15 protein-coding genes are annotated in these 14,999 nt (G+C 75.2%); 10 read left to right on the top strand and 5 right to left on the bottom strand.

Going from position 1 to position 14,999, the window contains the following annotated elements; translation table 11 throughout:
• Nucleotides 1-43 precede the first annotated feature (43 nt).
• Nucleotides 44-1,141, top strand: a complete 1,098-nt coding sequence (locus tag ABWI07_RS33360; RefSeq protein ID WP_353820997.1) for an acyl-CoA dehydrogenase family protein — start codon at nucleotides 44-46, stop codon at nucleotides 1,139-1,141.
• Here ABWI07_RS33360 and ABWI07_RS33355 read toward each other — a convergent pair.
• Nucleotides 1,116-1,526, bottom strand: coding sequence for a DUF2000 domain-containing protein (locus tag ABWI07_RS33355; RefSeq protein ID WP_149263625.1), 411 nt, complete (start codon nucleotides 1,524-1,526; stop codon nucleotides 1,116-1,118). The two genes, ABWI07_RS33360 and ABWI07_RS33355, sit on opposite strands and share 26 nt — an antisense overlap.
• A 63-nt stretch (nucleotides 1,527-1,589) precedes the next feature.
• On the opposite strand from ABWI07_RS33355, the gene ABWI07_RS33350 reads away from it, so the two are divergent.
• From ABWI07_RS33350 to ABWI07_RS33340, 3 genes are all read left to right on the top strand, one after another.
• The gene (locus tag ABWI07_RS33350; RefSeq protein ID WP_235037301.1) at nucleotides 1,590-2,390 is read left to right on the top strand and encodes an AraC family transcriptional regulator; all 801 of its coding nucleotides are present in this window, start codon (nucleotides 1,590-1,592) and stop codon (nucleotides 2,388-2,390) included.
• A gap of 25 nt (nucleotides 2,391-2,415) precedes the next feature.
• Nucleotides 2,416-3,414 (top strand): ADP-ribosylglycohydrolase family protein, encoded by a 999-nt coding sequence (locus tag ABWI07_RS33345; protein ID WP_353820996.1) that lies wholly within the window; start codon nucleotides 2,416-2,418, stop codon nucleotides 3,412-3,414.
• Between the two features lie 86 nt (nucleotides 3,415-3,500).
• Nucleotides 3,501-4,298 (top strand): alpha/beta fold hydrolase, encoded by a 798-nt coding sequence (locus tag ABWI07_RS33340; RefSeq protein WP_149263626.1) that lies wholly within the window; start codon nucleotides 3,501-3,503, stop codon nucleotides 4,296-4,298.
• On the opposite strand, the gene ABWI07_RS33335 is transcribed toward ABWI07_RS33340, so the two are convergent.
• Nucleotides 4,295-4,714 carry a TIGR03668 family PPOX class F420-dependent oxidoreductase gene (locus tag ABWI07_RS33335; protein ID WP_235037303.1) on the bottom strand — a complete coding sequence of 140 codons (420 nt, stop codon included), beginning with the start codon at nucleotides 4,712-4,714 and terminating at the stop codon, nucleotides 4,295-4,297. The genes ABWI07_RS33340 and ABWI07_RS33335 overlap by 4 nt on opposite strands.
• 94 nt (nucleotides 4,715-4,808) lie before the next feature.
• Between ABWI07_RS33335 and ABWI07_RS33330 the strand changes: the two genes are divergently transcribed.
• Nucleotides 4,809-5,882: a hypothetical protein gene (locus ABWI07_RS33330; protein WP_353820995.1), complete on the top strand. Its 1,074-nt coding sequence runs from the start codon at nucleotides 4,809-4,811 to the stop codon at nucleotides 5,880-5,882.
• Here the strand turns inward: ABWI07_RS33330 and ABWI07_RS33325 are convergent.
• Both ABWI07_RS33325 and ABWI07_RS33320 read right to left on the bottom strand, forming a co-directional pair.
• On the bottom strand, nucleotides 5,839-6,642 hold the full coding sequence (locus tag ABWI07_RS33325; protein ID WP_149263628.1) for an enoyl-CoA hydratase: 804 nt from the start codon (nucleotides 6,640-6,642) through the stop codon (nucleotides 5,839-5,841). The two genes, ABWI07_RS33330 and ABWI07_RS33325, sit on opposite strands and share 44 nt — an antisense overlap.
• Before the next feature lie 35 nt (nucleotides 6,643-6,677).
• The gene (locus ABWI07_RS33320; protein WP_149263629.1) at nucleotides 6,678-7,322 is read right to left on the bottom strand and encodes a class II aldolase/adducin family protein; all 645 of its coding nucleotides are present in this window, start codon (nucleotides 7,320-7,322) and stop codon (nucleotides 6,678-6,680) included.
• A gap of 71 nt (nucleotides 7,323-7,393) precedes the next feature.
• On the opposite strand from ABWI07_RS33320, the gene ABWI07_RS33315 reads away from it, so the two are divergent.
• Nucleotides 7,394-8,311: a carbohydrate kinase family protein gene (locus tag ABWI07_RS33315; protein WP_149263630.1), complete on the top strand. Its 918-nt coding sequence runs from the start codon at nucleotides 7,394-7,396 to the stop codon at nucleotides 8,309-8,311.
• A gap of 36 nt (nucleotides 8,312-8,347) precedes the next feature.
• On the opposite strand, the gene ABWI07_RS33310 is transcribed toward ABWI07_RS33315, so the two are convergent.
• Nucleotides 8,348-8,989 (bottom strand): ACT domain-containing protein, encoded by a 642-nt coding sequence (locus ABWI07_RS33310; RefSeq protein ID WP_149263730.1) that lies wholly within the window; start codon nucleotides 8,987-8,989, stop codon nucleotides 8,348-8,350.
• A 193-nt stretch (nucleotides 8,990-9,182) separates the two neighbouring features.
• Between ABWI07_RS33310 and grpE the strand changes: the two genes are divergently transcribed.
• From grpE to ABWI07_RS33290, 4 genes are all read left to right on the top strand, one after another.
• A complete protein-coding gene (gene grpE, locus ABWI07_RS33305) occupies nucleotides 9,183-9,911 on the top strand; it encodes a nucleotide exchange factor GrpE (protein WP_353820994.1) in 729 nt (242 codons plus the stop codon).
• 7 nt (nucleotides 9,912-9,918) lie between these two features.
• The gene (locus tag ABWI07_RS33300; RefSeq protein WP_353820993.1) at nucleotides 9,919-11,502 is read left to right on the top strand and encodes an Hsp70 family protein; all 1,584 of its coding nucleotides are present in this window, start codon (nucleotides 9,919-9,921) and stop codon (nucleotides 11,500-11,502) included.
• 28 nt (nucleotides 11,503-11,530) lie between these two features.
• Complete coding sequence (locus tag ABWI07_RS33295) at nucleotides 11,531-14,212, top strand: SaeA-related protein (protein ID WP_353820992.1); 2,682 nt, start codon at nucleotides 11,531-11,533, stop codon at nucleotides 14,210-14,212.
• A partial coding sequence (locus ABWI07_RS33290; protein ID WP_502912877.1) for a TRAFAC clade GTPase domain-containing protein occupies nucleotides 14,212-14,999 on the top strand: 788 nt, incomplete at its 3' end. The genes ABWI07_RS33295 and ABWI07_RS33290, both read left to right, overlap by 1 nt.

The following is a 14,999-nucleotide window of genomic DNA, read 5'->3' as shown; positions in this document are numbered from 1 at the left end:
ACGATGACCCGGTAGGCCTGGGACACGTGTGGGAGGACGCCCGATGAAGCTCGTCGTCACCGAGGAGCAGCGCGAGCTGCGGGACGCGCTGCGGCGCTTCTTCGCCGACCGGTCCCCCGGCGCCGAGGTGCGGCGGCTGATGGAGACGGCCGAGGGCTACGACCCGAAGGTGTGGCGGCAGATGGCCGAGCAGCTCGGGCTGCAGGGCCTCGCGATCGCCGAGGAGCACGGCGGGGCGGGTTTCGGGGTTCGCGAGCTGGCCGTCGTGTTCGAGGAGATGGGGCGGGCCGTGGTGTGCGCGCCCTTCCTCGCGGCGATCACGGCCGCGGCGGCGCTGGAGGCCGGGGAGGGCGGGCACGACCTGCTGCCCGGCATCGCCGACGGGTCGGTGATCGCGACGCTCGCGGTGGCCGAGGACGGCGGGTCCTGGGATCCGGGTTCCGTGCGGGCGGTCTTCGAGGGCGGGGTGCTCCGGGGGACGAAGAACTACGTCCTGGACGGGCACATCGCAGATCTCGTCCTCGTGGCTGCCCGGGGTGAGGACGGGGTCGGGGTCTACGCCGTCGAGGACGCGGCGCGGCTCGTCCGGCGGGCCCTCCCGACGCTCGACCAGACGCGGAAGCTGGCGCGGATCGAGCTGGACGGCGTTCCGGCGCGCCGGGTCGGCGGGCCGCAGGCGCTGGCGCGGGCCCTCGACGTCGCGGCCGTGGCGCTGGCGGCCGAGCAGCTCGGCGGGGCGCAGCGGACCCTGGACATGACGGTCGAGTACGCGAAGGTGCGCAACCAGTTCGGACGTCCGATCGGATCGTTCCAGGCGATCAAGCACAGGTGCGCGGACATGTTCGTGCTCGTGGAGTCGGCGCGGTCGGCGGTGCTGAACGCGGCGGCCGCCGCCGACGAGAGCCCGGAGGAGCTGCCGGCCGCGGCCGCGCTGGCCCAGGCGTACTGCTCGGAGGCCTTCTTCCACACGGCGGGCGAGGCGATCCAGCTGCACGGCGGCATCGGGTTCACCTGGGAGCACGACGCGCACCTGTACTTCAAGCGGGCCCAGTCGTCGCGGGAGCTCTTCGGGTCGCCCGACCGGCACCGCGAGCGCCTGGCCGCGCTGGCCGGGCTCACGGGTGCAGCCGCAACCCCTTGAGGACCTTGTCCACGCCGTTGCGGGGGCCGTGGACGGCGAACCCGACGAGGGGCATCTCCTCGGCGGTGACGGCCCGGACGGTCGCGCGGTTCGCCTCGTCGTGGCCCGTCTTGAACATGTCCTCGATGTAGACGGCGGTGTCCATGCCGCGGGCGAGGGCGCGGGCGTGGGCCTGCGCGATCGCCTCGGCGCCGGCCTCGTAGACCAGGACGGGCTGCCTGAACATCGCCAGGTAGGTGTTGCCCGACGCGTCCTCGTACGGCTCGCCGATGACGCCGGGGACGCCGCCCGCGACCGCGCTGGCGAGGAACGCGGTGACGTTGAGGCGCTGCCAGGCGGCGAGGTCGTCCCGGACCACGATCCCGATCTTGGTGTCGAAACGCATGCGGCCGATCCTTCCCCTGGTCGTGCCGCGCCGTCTTGAACGCTCGTGCGCCAGACTGGAGGCGTGGACTGGAGCAGGTACTGGCGGTCTCCCGACCGTCCCCTGGAGGCGATGCACGCCCATTTCGAGCGGCACGTCTACCACCGGCACAGCCACGAGACGTACTCGTTCGGCGTCACCGAGGACGGCCGTCAGGCGTTCCGGTGCCGGGGCGGGGCGCACACGAGCGCGGCCGGGATGGTCCTCGCGTTCAACCCCGACGACCCGCACGACGGCCACCCCGCCGACGAGCTCGGCTTCACGTACCGGATCGTCCACATCGGGGCGGGGCTGATCTCGGACGTGCTCGCCGACATCGCGGACCGGCCGGTCGGGCTGCCGCTGTTCGACGCGCCCGTGGTGCCCGACCCCGGCCTGGCGAGGACCCTGCGCGCGCTGCACGCGGCGCTGCTCGGCGGCGCGCCCGCCCTCCGGCGCGACGAGCTGCTGACCGCGACCGTCGGGTCGCTGGTCGACCGGGCCGCCATGCGGCGGGTGCGCGCGTCGCCGGCCGGCGGGTTCGTCGAGCGGGCCCGGCGGCGGCTCGAGGAGTCCTGCACCGAGGACATCGGCGCCGACGCGCTGGCGGAGGCGGCGGGGTGCAGCCGGTTCGCGCTGTACCGGGGGTTCCGGCGCGAGTACGGCATGGCGCCGAGCGACTACCAGCGCCAGCTGCGCCTGCGCGCCGCGCGCCGCCTGCTCGCCCGGGGCGAGGCCATCGGGGACGTGGCGGCCCGCACCGGCTTCGCCGACCAGAGCCATCTGACGCGCTGGTTCGTCCGCTGCTACGGCATGACGCCCGGACGCTTCCAGTCGGCCGTTTGAGGGCGTCTGGGGAAGAATGCCCGCCATGAGACGGGCGAGCGGTGCGATGTTCGGGCTGGCGTACGGGGACTCCCTGGGGGCGCCGACCGAGTTCCTCGACATGAAGCAGATCCACAGGCGTTTCGGCGACCACGGGCCCACGCAGCTCAACGGCGATCCCGCGCTCGTCACCGACGACACGCAGATGGCGATCGCGGTCGGGCTCGGGCTGCTGGACGCCCTGGCCAACCCTCCGTTCACCCCGGACCTGGTCACGCCCATGTGGCGGCGGCGCTTCGTCGACTGGCTGAACAGCCCCGACAACAACCGCGCGCCCGGGAACACCTGCCTCATCGCATGCCGGGGCCTGGCGGCCGGAAAGCCCTGGGTGGAGGTCACCGTGACCGGTTCCAAGGGGTGCGGCGCCAACATGCGCGTCGCGCCGGTCGGCCTGGCCCCGGGCTTGTCGGACGAGACGCGGGCCGGGGCGTCCCAGCTCCAGGCCGCGCTCACCCACGGCCATCCCACCGGGCTCGCCGCGAGCGAGCTGACCGCGTTCGCCGTCCGGTGGCTGGCCGACGGGATGGCCCCGTCCGACCTGCCCGGCGCGCTCCGGGCCCGCTGCCACGACCAGCGCACCGTCTACCACGAGCACTGGCTCGGCACGCTCTGGCAGCGGCCCGGCATGGACACTCCGGAGGCGTTCATCGCCCGGGGCTGGGACGAGTGCCTGGCCGTCCTCGACCGCCTGGACGAGGCCGTCGCGCGCGCGGACCGGGCGTCCGACCCCTGCGAGACCACCGGCGCGGGCTGGGTCGCCGAGGAGGCGCTCGCCACCGGCCTGCTGTGCTTCCTGCTGTTCCCGGACGAGCCGGTCGAGGCGATCTGGCGCGGCGCGGCCAGCTCGGGCGACTCCGACTCGATCGCCTGCCTGGCCGGCGCGTTCGCGGGCGCCCACCTCGGCATGGACGCCTGGCCCGCCGAATGGTCCGCCCGCATCGAGTACGCCAACGGCCTCGCGAGGCTCGGCCAGGCCTGGGACTGATCCCGCGAGAGCACCGCTCTTGACTCTCGCCCGCCCTGAAGCTAATCTCATTAGCTATAGAGCTACAGAGCTTCAAGGAGTGCGCGATGAGCGAGACCCGGTTCCTCGACCTTCCCGGTGGGCGGCTGGCCTACGACGACGACGGCGACGGCCCGCTGGTCGTCTGCCTGCCCCCGATGCTCGAACTGCGGTCGCAGTACCGGTTCCTGAAGCCGCTGCTGCTGAAGGCCGGGTACCGGGTCGTGACCGTCGACCAGCGCGGGATGGGCGAGACCAGCGCGCGGTGGCCCGAGTACGGGAGCACGCCCCTGGCCCACGACCTGCTGGCCCTGCTGCGCCACCTCGACGCCGGCCCGGCCCTCGTCTACGGGTGCTCGAACGGCGCGGCCGCCGCGGTGTGGGTCGCGGCCGAGGCGCCCGAGCTGGTGAAGGGCCTCGTGCTGGCGGCGCCGTTCGTCCGCGACGGCAAGGGCGGGTTCGCGCAGCGGCTGACCACCGCCCTCATGCGGGTCCCCGGCCTGGCCCTGCCGCTCTACATGGCCTACTACCCGAAGTGGGAGCCGAAGCCGCCCGCCGACTTCGCCGAGCACAAGGCGAAGCTGAAGGCCAACCTCAAGGAGCCCGGCCGCGACAAGGTCATCGCCGAGTACCTGAGCATGTCGCACGCCGAGTCGGAGGCGCGGCTCGACCGGGTGCAGGCGCCCACGCTCGTCATCATGGGCACGGCCGACATCGACTGGCCCGACCCCGCCGCCGAGGCCGAATGGGTCGCCCAGAGGCTCAACGGCCAGGTCGTCCTGCTGGACGGCGGCGGCCACCACCCGCACGTGGAGTTCCCCGACGAGGTCGCCGCCGCCGTCACCACCTTCCAGCGCTCCCTCTAGGACGCGGACCAGCCTGTCCAGGCTTCGATGGTGACGGCTATGAGCGGGCCCTCCGGCGGGTGGTCGCGGTACTGGGGGTAGCGGTCCGCCAGAAGTCGGACGGGGTCGGCCATGCGGGCGGGGTCGTCGACGACGGTCGCGTGGCCGTCGACGCGGACCCACCAGAGGCGGTCCCAGTCGTCCTCGTAGTGGTCGGCCAGGAGCGCGACGCGCGGGTTGGCGCGGATGTTGGCGAGCCTCCGCAGCTCCCGGGTGCTCTTGGGCTTGTGGTCGACGGCCGTGTAGACGGCGCCGCGGTGGACGGCGAACGTCACTGGGACGAGATGCGGGCGGGCGTCCTCCCCCACGGTCGCGAGGCGCGCGACCGGCACGGTCGTCAGCAGGCGGCGCGCCTCGTCCGGCGCAAGCTTCGGCACCCCCTCACCCTCCCACGCCGCTCCCCCGCGCGGGGCAGGGCATTCGCCCTTGGGCGGGAGGTGCCGCGACCGGAAGCGCGGAGAGGCTCGTCCCATGGAATCGGTCGGGAGGCTGCGGCCGCGCTGGGCGGGGTACGCGGCCGGGGCATGGTCGGTGGTCGCGGTAGGGGTGGCCCTGTACTGGGCGGGCGGCGGGGATGCCGGGTCCCCGTCGGCGGGCACGAGAGCGGCGGCGTGGGTGATCGCCGCCTTCCTCGGGGTCGGCGGGATCATGGCGGTGTCGAGCGTCCGCGAGGTGGGGCGGCAGATGCCGCGCTGGTGGCCCCTCACCGGGCTCTGGGCGGCGTGCGTGCTGGCGGCGGCCGGAACGTTCGGCTTCGTGATGAACGCGCTGCAACTCGTCTTCGACGGGACGGTCGACGACTGGCCGAGGTTCGGCGTCGAGGTCCTGTGCGCGGTGGGCGCGGCCCTGCTCGCGGCGACGGCCCTGGCCTACCAGCGCGCCACCGCGGGGACGTGCGCGCGATGCGGCCGAGCGCACGCCGAGGCGGGGACGGTCAGGGTCCCGGCGCCCGTGTCCCCCGCGCCGCGTGCGGTGCGGTGGGCCGCCTATGCCGGGGCGCTCGGGTTCGCGCCCTACATCGCCATGAAGACGACGTGGGCGCTCGGGGGCTCGTTCGCGGGGATCGAGGGCGAGCGGGTCGTCGCCGAGTTCGAGCGCAACGGCGCGTCCGGGCTGGTCCTCACGCTGGAGAGGTACGGGCTGGACTTCACCACCCTGGCGGCGCTCGCCGGCGTCTTCCTGCTGATGGGGCTCACGCATGAGTGGGGGCAGGTCTTCCCGCGATGGGCGCCGCCGCTGGCCGGGCGCCGGGTGCCGCGCTGGCTGCCGCTCGCGCCGGCCTGGCTCGGCGCCCTGACGCTCGGCCCCTACGGGGTCGTCGGGTCCGTCGCTTACCTGCTGCCGCCCGTCCTGGGGTTGGGCGGTCTCCCCCATGACGGGCTCATCAGCGGATGGTCGGGCTGGACGGTCGCGGCGTGCGGGATCGGCGCGTTCGCCGCCTACGGCGTGGCGCTTGGCGCCGCGGCGTGGTCGTACCAGCGGCGGACCCTGCCGGTGTGCGTCAGTCCTGGAAGTCCGGGGGACGGTTCTCGCGGCGGGCCTTGATGGCTTCTTCGAAGTTGTGGGTGGTGAGGCGGACGTAGAGCTGGGCGAGGCCCTCCTGGCCCATGTGGGCGTCCAGGCTCGCGGCGTCAAGGCTCGACCACAGCATGCGCTTCGTCAGCTCGGTGCCGGGGCGGCTGAACCCGGCGATGCGCTCGGCCAGCTCGTAGCAGGCGTCGAGGAGCTTGTCGCCGGGGACGACGCGGGAGAGCAGGCCGATCCGCTCGGCCTCGGCGGCGTCCACGTCGCGGCCGGACAGCATCAGCTCGAACGCGCGGGAGGCGCCGATCGCGCGCGGCAGCAGGTAGCTGAGGCCGAGCTCGCTGGCGGTCAGCCCGTTGTTGATGCCGGCCGCGCGGAACAGGGCCGTCTCCGCGCCGAGCCTGATGTCGGCGGCGAGGGACAGGCACAGGCCGCCGCCGATCGCCGGGCCGTTGACCGCCGCGATGACCGGCTGGTGGACGCGCCGCATCGCCCGCACCACGTCGTCCAGCAGCTCCATCGAGCGCAGCGCGATCGTCGGGAGCGTCAGCCCGTCGATGCCGGGGATGCTCCCCGGGTTCTCCAGGTCGGCCCCGGAGCAGAACCCCCGCCCGGCGCCGGTGATGACGACGACGCGGGTGCCGTTGTCGCGGCTGACCTCCTCCAGGGCCTCACGGAAGGGGACCATCACGTCGAACGCCATCGCGTTCATGCGCTCGGGCCGGTTGAGGGTGATGAGGGTGACGTTCGGGCGCGGCTTGTCGACCAGGACGAAGGGCAAGGCGGGCCTCCCAGAGTGACCTAACAAGCGTTAGGTTACACGCGGGGGAACTCGGGCGGCGCGAGGCCCCGCTCGACCACCTTCGCCAGCTCCTCGTCCGTGAGGACGCGCGGCTCGCCGATCATCCTGGCGCGGACGTAGACGCCGCAGAGCCATTCCAAAAGGCGGGCGTTCTCGTACGCCTCCTCCAGGTCGCGGCCGATCGTGACGCCACCGTGGTTGGCCATCAGCGCGGCGCGCTTGCCGCCCGCCATGGCCTCGCGGACGTTCTCGGCGAGCTCGGGCGTCCCGTAGGTGGCGTACTCGGCGACCTTCACCACGCCGCCGAGCAGCAGCGTGTTGTAGTGGATCGGCGGCAGTTCGGACATGGTCGTCGCCACCACGGCGCCGTAGGTGGAGTGCGTGTGCACGATGGCGGCGGCCGGGGTCTCCTCGTACAGCGCGAGGTGCATGGGCGTCTCGGACGACGGCGCCCTGTCGCCGTCGACCCACTGCCCGGCGGTGTTCACGACGGGGCAGTCGGCGGGCTCCATCCGGTCGAGCATCATCCCGCCCGGCGTGACCGCGACCAGATCGCCCGACCGGACGCTGACGTTGCCCGACGCGCCCGTCACCAGCCCGGTCGCGGCCAGCCTGCGGCCGACCTCGCACAGCGCGTCCCGCTCGTCCCTCAGCAACATGCGAATACCTCTCACATTTCATGGCCTGCACCGCGTACGCTACGGCCCGGACGATCACTAAGGGGCCGGCCATGACCGTTGTCACTCTCGGCGCGCACATCCTGGACGTGCTCGCCCGCCCGGTGGAGGGCATCCCGGACGGGCAGGACACCGTCGTCGTCGAGCAGATCCGGGTGACCGCGGCGGGCGCCGCCGCCGGCACCGCCGTCGCCCTCGCCCGGCTCGGCAACCGGGTCGTCTCGGTCGGCGCGATCGGCGACGACGACCTCGGCGACCTGCTGGTGCGGATCATGGCGCGCGAGGGCGTGGACGTGCGCGGCCTCGTCCGGCGGAAGGCCGACCAGACCAGCGCGTCCATCCTGCCGATCCGGCCGGACGGCGGGCGGCCGAGCTTCCACGTCCCCGGCGCGAACCTCACCCTCACCGCGGGCGCGGTGGGGCCGGGCCTGCTCGGCGCGGCGAGCGCGGTGCACCTCGGCGGCCCCGACGTCACGTTCGGGCTCAACGACCCCGGGTTCTTCGCGATGCTCGACACCGCCCGCGAGGCCGGCACCGTCGTCACGATGGACCTGCTGTCCAACATGCCCGACCTGCTGACCGGCGCCGCCGCGTTCCTCCCCCACGTCGACCACTTCCTGCCCAACGGGGAGCAGGCCGCCCTGATGACCGGCGAGGACGACCCGGAGCGGGCCGCCGCCGCGCTGCTGGCGCGCGGGCCGAGCACCGTCGTCGTGACGCTCGGCGGGGGCGGCAGCCTCGTCGCCACCGCCGAGGGCGCGCACCGGCTGCCGGCCCTGCCCGTCGAGGTCGTCGACACGACCGGCTGCGGCGACGCGTACTGCGCCGGGTTCATCACCGGCCTCGCCCACGGCAAGGACGTCCTGGAGGCCGCGCGCTGGGGCACCGCCGCGGCGGCCACCGTCGCGCAGGGGCTCGGCTCCGACGCCTGCCTCACCGACCTGGACGCGGTCCTCGCCCTCCTGGGGTGACGCCGACGAAGCGCACGGAGCGGGAGCGACGCGGGCTCAGAGCTGTGCCGTGCGGCGGTCCCGGTACAGGACGGCGTTCGCCGCCCCGGCGAGCTGCTCCAGCCTGAACACCTCCGTCCGGTGGAACGGCGGCGCGCCCGTCCGGGCGACCACCAGCGCGATCGTGCCCGTGGCGAGCGGGCAGACCGCGAAGCGCACGCCGTCCGGCGCGGTGAACGCGCGCGGGCGCAGCGGCCGCAGCTCCGGCAGGCCGGTGCCCGGAGTGCCGCCGGAGCTGGCGTGCACGAGGACCGCCTCGCCCTCCCCCTTCAGCTCGGCGAGGCCCGCCCAGTCGGCGCTCAGGATCGCCGGGACGGCGTCGGCGAGGACCTCCAGGCCGCGCTCCGGGACGGCCGCGACCTGCCCGATCACGGCCGCGTCCGGGAAGGCGCCCTGCGGCTCGGCGGTCGGCCAGATCCCGACGACCTCCACGCCCGGCACCGAGCCGAGCCCCTCGGCCAGCCGCTCCGAGCCCGCCCCCGCCGGCCACGCGACGGTGAAGTCGTCCATCGCCCGCCCGTTGGCGCGTTCCAGCACCGCCATCTGGACGACGTCCGCGCCCGCCGCGCCCAGAGTGCGCGCGACCTGCCCCAGCGATCCGGGACGGTCCGGCAGGCGCACCCGTATCCGCAGCAACATCGCCACCTCCAGTCTCCGTGCGAGGTCTCCACTTTGGGCGACCCCCGTTTCCCCCGTGTTACCCATACGTGTCGTCCCAAGAAAACGGCACGGAAAGTCGGTGCTGGAAGGGTGGTACAGGTCAAACTAGAGTCCGGTGGAGGTCATCGAATGGCCTGACGTCTCCTGCCGCCCATCATTAAGGTGACTCTACGTGTCGAGGGACGGGGAACCCCCAGTCAGCGAGGACTCCGGAGCCGAGCCGGAGCCGGCGCCCACCGGGGATGCCGGAGATGCCGGGGACGAGGCGGCCCCGGCCGGAGCCGGTGACGCCGGCGGCGTCGGCGGCGTCGGCGGCGTCGGCGCGGCGCTGCACGCCGAGGTGCGGGACGCGCTCGCCGGGCTCGCCGCACGGCTCGACCGCGAGCACGAGCGCGCCGCGCACCGCGAGGCCGTCATCGACCGGCTGCACGAGGAGAACCAGCGGCTGCGGCGCGGGGAGCTGCAGGCGATGCTGGAGCCGGTCCGCGCGGCGCTGTACCGGCTGCACGACCAGGCGCGCCGCGAGTCCGACCGGCTCCGCGCGCCCGACCTCGCCGAGGCGCCCGACCCGCGGCGGACCGCGGCGCTGCTGGCGGCGGTGGCCGACGAGGTCGCCGACGCGCTGGCGCGACTCGGCGTCGAGCGGTTCACCGTCGAGCCGGGCGCCCCCTACGACGCGTCCCGGCACCGGCCGGTCGCGGTCACGCCGGTCGACGACCCCGTGGCGGACGGCACCGTCACGGCCGTCCAGTCCGACGGGTTCGAGCAGAGCGGGAAGGTGCTGCGCAAGGCGGCGGTCAGCGTCGGCAGGCTCGCCGAGCCGGCGTCCGCCGCCAGGCCCGCCGAGCCGGCGTCCGCCGGCGAGGCGACGCACAACGGACAGACGACGAACAGCGGGTGAGAGGGACATGGCCGTCTACGGGATCGACCTGGGAACCACGTACTCCTGCATTGCCTCCATCGACGATGTGGGCCGGCCCGCGGTCCTGCGGAACCTGGAGGGCACCGACACCACCCCGTCCGTCGTGTTCTTCGAGAGCGGCGAGAACGTCGTCGTCGGCCAGACCGCGAAGGACACCGCGGTCCTGGAGCCCGACAACGTCGTCAGCCTGATCAAGCGGGACATGGGCCGCGACGTCACGCGCCCGATCCACGGGATCGACTTCACCCCCGAGGAGGTGTCGGCGTTCATCCTGCTGAAGCTGGCCACCGACGCGCGCACCACCACGGGCGAGGACGCCCGCGACGTGGTCATCACCGTCCCGGCCTACTTCGGCGCCGCCGAGCGGGACGCGACCCGCAAGGCGGGCCGCATCGCGGGGCTGAACGTCATCGACATCGTGTCCGAGCCGATCGCCGCCGCGATCACCTACGGCGTCCTCAACCCCGAGGCCGACCGGACGATCCTGGTCTACGACCTCGGCGGCGGCACGTTCGACACCACGGTCATCGCGCTGCGCGGCGGCCACATCGAGGTGGTGTGCACCGACGGCGACCACGAGCTCGGCGGCGCCGACTGGGACGCGCGGCTCGTGGAGCACCTGGCCGAGCGGTTCCGCGCCGAGCACCCCGAGGCGGGCGACCCGCTGGACGACCGGCAGACCGAGCAGCAGCTCCGCCGCGACGCCGAGGACGCCAAGAAGGCCCTCACCACCCGCACGTCCCACACCGTCCGGGTGATGCACGGCGGGCGGGTCGCGGCGGTCGAGGTGACGCGCGAGAAGCTGGAGGAGCTGACCAAGGACCTCCTCGACCGCGCCGTGGAGATCACCGGCCGGACGCTGGCGACCGCGGCCGAGAAGGGCGTGGAGGACTACGACGACCTCGTCCTCGTCGGCGGCTCCACGAAGATGCCGGTCGTCGCGGCGCGGCTGGCGACCGAGCTCGGCATCACCCCCCGCCTCCAGGACCCCGACCTCGCGGTCGCCAAGGGCGCCGCCCTGTACGCGTTCGAGGAGACCTACCGGCGGCTCGTCCGGGAGGGCGCCGCCGAGCGCGCCGAGGAGATGGCGACCCGGGCGGGCCTGTCGGCCGAGCAGCAGCGGCAGATCGCCGGGCGGCGGATCAGGACGGTCGCCTCGCACGCGTTCGGGATCGTGGTGGTCGACCGGGAGACCGGCGCCGAGAGCGTCGCGCACCTCGTGCACGCCAACGACGAGCTGCCCGCCGCCAAGACCGAGGACTTCTTCACCGTCTACGACGACCAGGCCTCGGCCGACATCCGGGTGATGGAGCAGGCCGGCGTCGTGGAGTCCGCCGACCTGATCGACAACACCGAGATCGCGACCGGGGAGATCCGCGTCCCGCCGGGCAAGAAGGCGGGCTGGCCGATCGGGGTGACGTTCGCGCTCGACTCCTCCGGCCTGCTCAACGTCACGGCCGTGGAGAAGGAGACCGGCGAGCGGCTGGAGCTGAAGGTCGACGTCGGCGGCATGTCGGAGGAGGAGGTCGAGCGGTCCCGCAAGGCCCTCTCCCGGGTCCAGGTCAGCTGAGCGGGCGGCGGAGCCCCTGGAGGCGCCCGTGGCGTTCGACGACGACTACCGGCGGGACGTGCTGGAGCCCGCGCGGGCCGCGGGCGACCAGCCGCCCGAGGACCTGCGCGCCCGGTACGCGCTCGATGGCGGACCGTCCTCCAGCCCCCACCCACCGCCATTCAATGGAGGGGCTACGCTCGACGGGATGGACGCGGCGGCCGTCGCGGCGCGGGTCAAGCAGGTCCGCCAGTGCTGGCGGCGGGCGCGCGGGCAGCTGAAGTACCGCAAGCTGATCGACCGGCTGGAGGCCGAGCACCGCGAGCTGGCGCCGCTGTTCTCGGCCGCCGAGCGCGGCGACCTGCGCCCGCTGGAGGCGCGGCTGCGCGGCGGCCGGGAACGCGCCGAGCGGCGCCTCGGCGAGGCCCGCGCCCGCCTCGCCGACGCCGCCGGGACGCTGCGGATGGCCGCGCCCGCCGAGGTCGAGGCCATCGCCCGCACCGCCGGGGTGCGGGGCGCCGAGCTGTCGGAGCTCGCCGCCGCCGACGGCATCGAGATCCGCGAGCCCGACCGGCTGCCGTCCGCCGCGCCCTACCCCGCGTACCGGAAGGTGCGCGAGTCGCTGGACGTGCTCGGCAAGCGGCATCTCGCCGACTTCCTGTTCGGCGCCCGCCTCACCGGCCCCTTCCGCGTCCTGGGCGGCTTCGCGGTCCAGGGCGGCGGCCTGCGCCCGGACGCGGACGCGGTCGCCGCCGCGGGCGCCGAGTGGGCGCGCCGCAGCCGCGACACCAGCACCACGCACGCCGACACGGTGCTGGCCGCGCTGCGCTCGGGCGCCGACCTGCCCGGACTGCTGCTGTTCGACGTGGCCGACCGGCTCCGCGAGCGGCTGCGGCAGCGGGCGTCCGAGCGCGCCCTGCTCCGGTACGCCGTCGAGGAGCTGGGCGTCGAGCACGGCGACGCCCGCCGCCTGGTGTTCGCCGTCGTGCGCGAGACCGACCCGGGCGGCGGCCTCGCCGGGCGGCTCCGGGCGCTGCTGGACGCGGGTGAGGTGCACGCGGCGGCCGAGCTGGCCGACGCCGCGCAGGTCCCGCCCCCGTCCCCGGGTTCCTCGGGGACCGAGGCGCCCGAGGAGGAGGTGCTCGCCGCCGAGGCCCGGCACCGCCTCGCCACCGCGCTGCGCCTGCGCGAGACCGCGTCCGCCGAACCCGACCCCGACCGCGCCTACGGCATGCTCACCGACGCGCTGCGCCTCGTCCGCGACCTCCCGGGCGCGGCCGCCCGCCTGCGGCGCCTGCCGCCCCGCCCGGCGCAGGCGGCGCGCCTCGACGTGGACGGCGCGTCGGTGCGGGTGTCCTGGGAGGACACGCCGTCCACCGGGGGCGAGGTGGCCCACCACGTCGTGCGGCAGGCGGGCAGGGCTCCGCGCGACGTGCGCGACGGCACGGCCGTCGGCGGGGCGCTCGACACCCGCCCCCCGGTCAACGTGCCGCTGTACTACGGGGTGTTCGCGGCGCGGGGCGAGGCCGCCGCGGCGCCCGCGGTCGCCGGGCCGGTGGTCGTGCGGCCCGAGCCGGACGAGGTCGAGCTGACCGCCGGGGACGGGCAGGTCACCGGGCGGTGGCGGTGCCCGGCGGAGGCGGCGCGGGTCGTCGTGCTCCGGGACGGGCAGCCCGTCGCGGCGGGCCGCGACGGGTTCCGCGAGCGCGTGCCGAACGGCCGCACGCACCACTACCGGGTCTCCGCCGTCTACCTCGACGCGTCCGGGCGGGAGGTCGTGACGGACGGGGTGGCGGCGTCGGCCACGCCGAGCGCGCCGCCCGAACCGGTGTACGAGCTGGCCGCCGAGACCGACGCGGCCGACCCCGGGCTGGTCCGGGCCCGGTTCGAGCCGCCCGCGCACGGGACGGTGGAGCTGGTGCTGAGCGAGGGGCCGCCGCCGTGGCCGCGCAGCGCGCTGGTCCCGCTGGAGGAGGTGCGGCGGGAGACGCGGCGGCTGGCGTGCGCGCCGGCGCCGGGCGGGCTCGCCGTGCGGCCGGGGGCCGGGGGGTGGCTGCTCGCGGTGACGGTCGCGGAGGGCACGGCCGCGATCGGCGCGTACCACCGGCACGTGAACCTGCCGCCGCCGCGCCGGCTGGTCGCCGAGCGGCGGGGCGCGTACGTGCACGTCGGGTTCGACTGGCCGCCGGACGTCGCGGAGGTCGACATCGCCTACCGGATCGGGCGCGACCCCGCGCACACCGCAGACCCGGCGGCCGTCCCGGTCCGGGCCGCGCAGAGCGTCACCCGGGCCGCCTACGACACGCAGGGCGGGATCCGCCTGCCCGTCCCCGAGGACGAGCCCGTCGAGCTGTCCGTCGCCGCCGCCGGGACGGTGGGCGGCGCGCGGGTGACCGGCCCGCCGGTGACCGCCGAGGTCGCGGCGACCGCGGTCGTCCGGTACGACGTGCTGCGGTCGGGCCCGCCGTGGCGGCGGGCCCTGACGATCCGGCTCACCTCGTCCCGCCCGCTGCGGGTCGCGCGGCTGTCGCTGGTGCTGCGCGCCGGGCGGGTCATGCCGCAGCGCGCGGCCGACGGCGAGACCCTCGCCGCGTGGGACCAGGTGCCCGTGCCGGGCGAGCTGTCGCTCGGCGCGCCCCGCGCGCCGGGGCCGTACTGGCTGCGCTGCTTCGCCGACGACGACGCCGTCGAGCTGAGCGATCCCCCCGTCCGCCGACTGCAGGTCCCCTGATGACGAGACCCCTGGCCCGGGTGGCGATCCCCGGCGTTCCGTCCCGGCAGGGCGTCACCTGCCCCTACTGCTTCGCCTCGGTCGCGCCGCAGCGGATCCTGTTCCGGTGCCGGGGGCAGGCCGGGCGGCGGCAGGGCTGCGCCCCCGTCCTGGACGAGAAGCTCGCCGCCTACACCGGGTCGACGGCGGGGGCGTCGCTGCCGCCGGTGTTCGCCGCGTCCGGGCGCAAGGGCCGGGCCGACTGCCCCGCGTGCGGCGTGCCGACCGGGAACCGCGCCTGCCCCGAGTGCCACAACCCGCTGCCGTCGGCGTACTGCGACTCCCCCGGCCGGATCGTCGCGCTCGTCGGGGCGAAGAACGCCGGGAAGAGCACCTACATCGCCGTCCTGCTGCACGAGCTGATGAACCGGGTCGGGACCGAGCTGGACGCGTCGCTCGTCGCGTGCGACGACCGGACGATCGAGCGGTACAAGCGGGACTTCGCCCGGCCGCTGCTGGAGGAGCGGCGGCTGCTGCCGACGACGCCGAGCGCCGCGACCGGCCCGCGCGAGCCGCTGGTGTACCTGCTCACCCGCACCCGCAGGGGCCGCTTCTCCCGGTCCCGCAACGACTCGCTGGCGCTGGTGCTGTTCGACACCGCCGGCGAGGACCTGCGCAGCCGCGAGGCCACCGACCTGCACCTGCGGTACCTGGAGGCGGCCGACGCGATCATCTTCCTGGTCGACCCGCTGGAGCTGCCGGGCGCGCGGGCGGGCGTGCGGGACGCCGTGCCCGGCCCGCGCGCGCC

It is taken from the genome of Actinomadura sp. NPDC000600, assembly GCF_040492135.1.
In the GTDB taxonomy this organism is placed as follows: Bacteria; Actinomycetota; Actinomycetes; order Streptosporangiales; family Streptosporangiaceae; genus Spirillospora.
The sequence above is the reverse complement of the archived record's forward strand: the minus strand, read 5'-3'. Positions and strand labels throughout refer to the sequence as shown.

Excerpts from the sequence above, each read along its gene's own strand:
- ABWI07_RS33360 (WP_353820997.1), top strand. The coding sequence starts at position 44 with ATGAAGCTCGTCGTCACCGAGGAGCAGCGCGAGCTGCGGGACGCGCTG.
- ABWI07_RS33355 (WP_149263625.1), bottom strand. The coding sequence starts at position 1,526 with ATGCGTTTCGACACCAAGATCGGGATCGTGGTCCGGGACGACCTCGCC.
- ABWI07_RS33345 (WP_353820996.1), top strand. The coding sequence starts at position 2,416 with ATGAGACGGGCGAGCGGTGCGATGTTCGGGCTGGCGTACGGGGACTCC.
- ABWI07_RS33340 (WP_149263626.1), top strand. The coding sequence starts at position 3,501 with ATGAGCGAGACCCGGTTCCTCGACCTTCCCGGTGGGCGGCTGGCCTAC.
- ABWI07_RS33330 (WP_353820995.1), top strand. The coding sequence starts at position 4,809 with ATGGAATCGGTCGGGAGGCTGCGGCCGCGCTGGGCGGGGTACGCGGCC.
- ABWI07_RS33320 (WP_149263629.1), bottom strand. The coding sequence starts at position 7,322 with ATGTTGCTGAGGGACGAGCGGGACGCGCTGTGCGAGGTCGGCCGCAGG.
- ABWI07_RS33315 (WP_149263630.1), top strand. The coding sequence starts at position 7,394 with ATGACCGTTGTCACTCTCGGCGCGCACATCCTGGACGTGCTCGCCCGC.
- ABWI07_RS33310 (WP_149263730.1), bottom strand. The coding sequence starts at position 8,989 with ATGTTGCTGCGGATACGGGTGCGCCTGCCGGACCGTCCCGGATCGCTG.
- ABWI07_RS33300 (WP_353820993.1), top strand. The coding sequence starts at position 9,919 with ATGGCCGTCTACGGGATCGACCTGGGAACCACGTACTCCTGCATTGCC.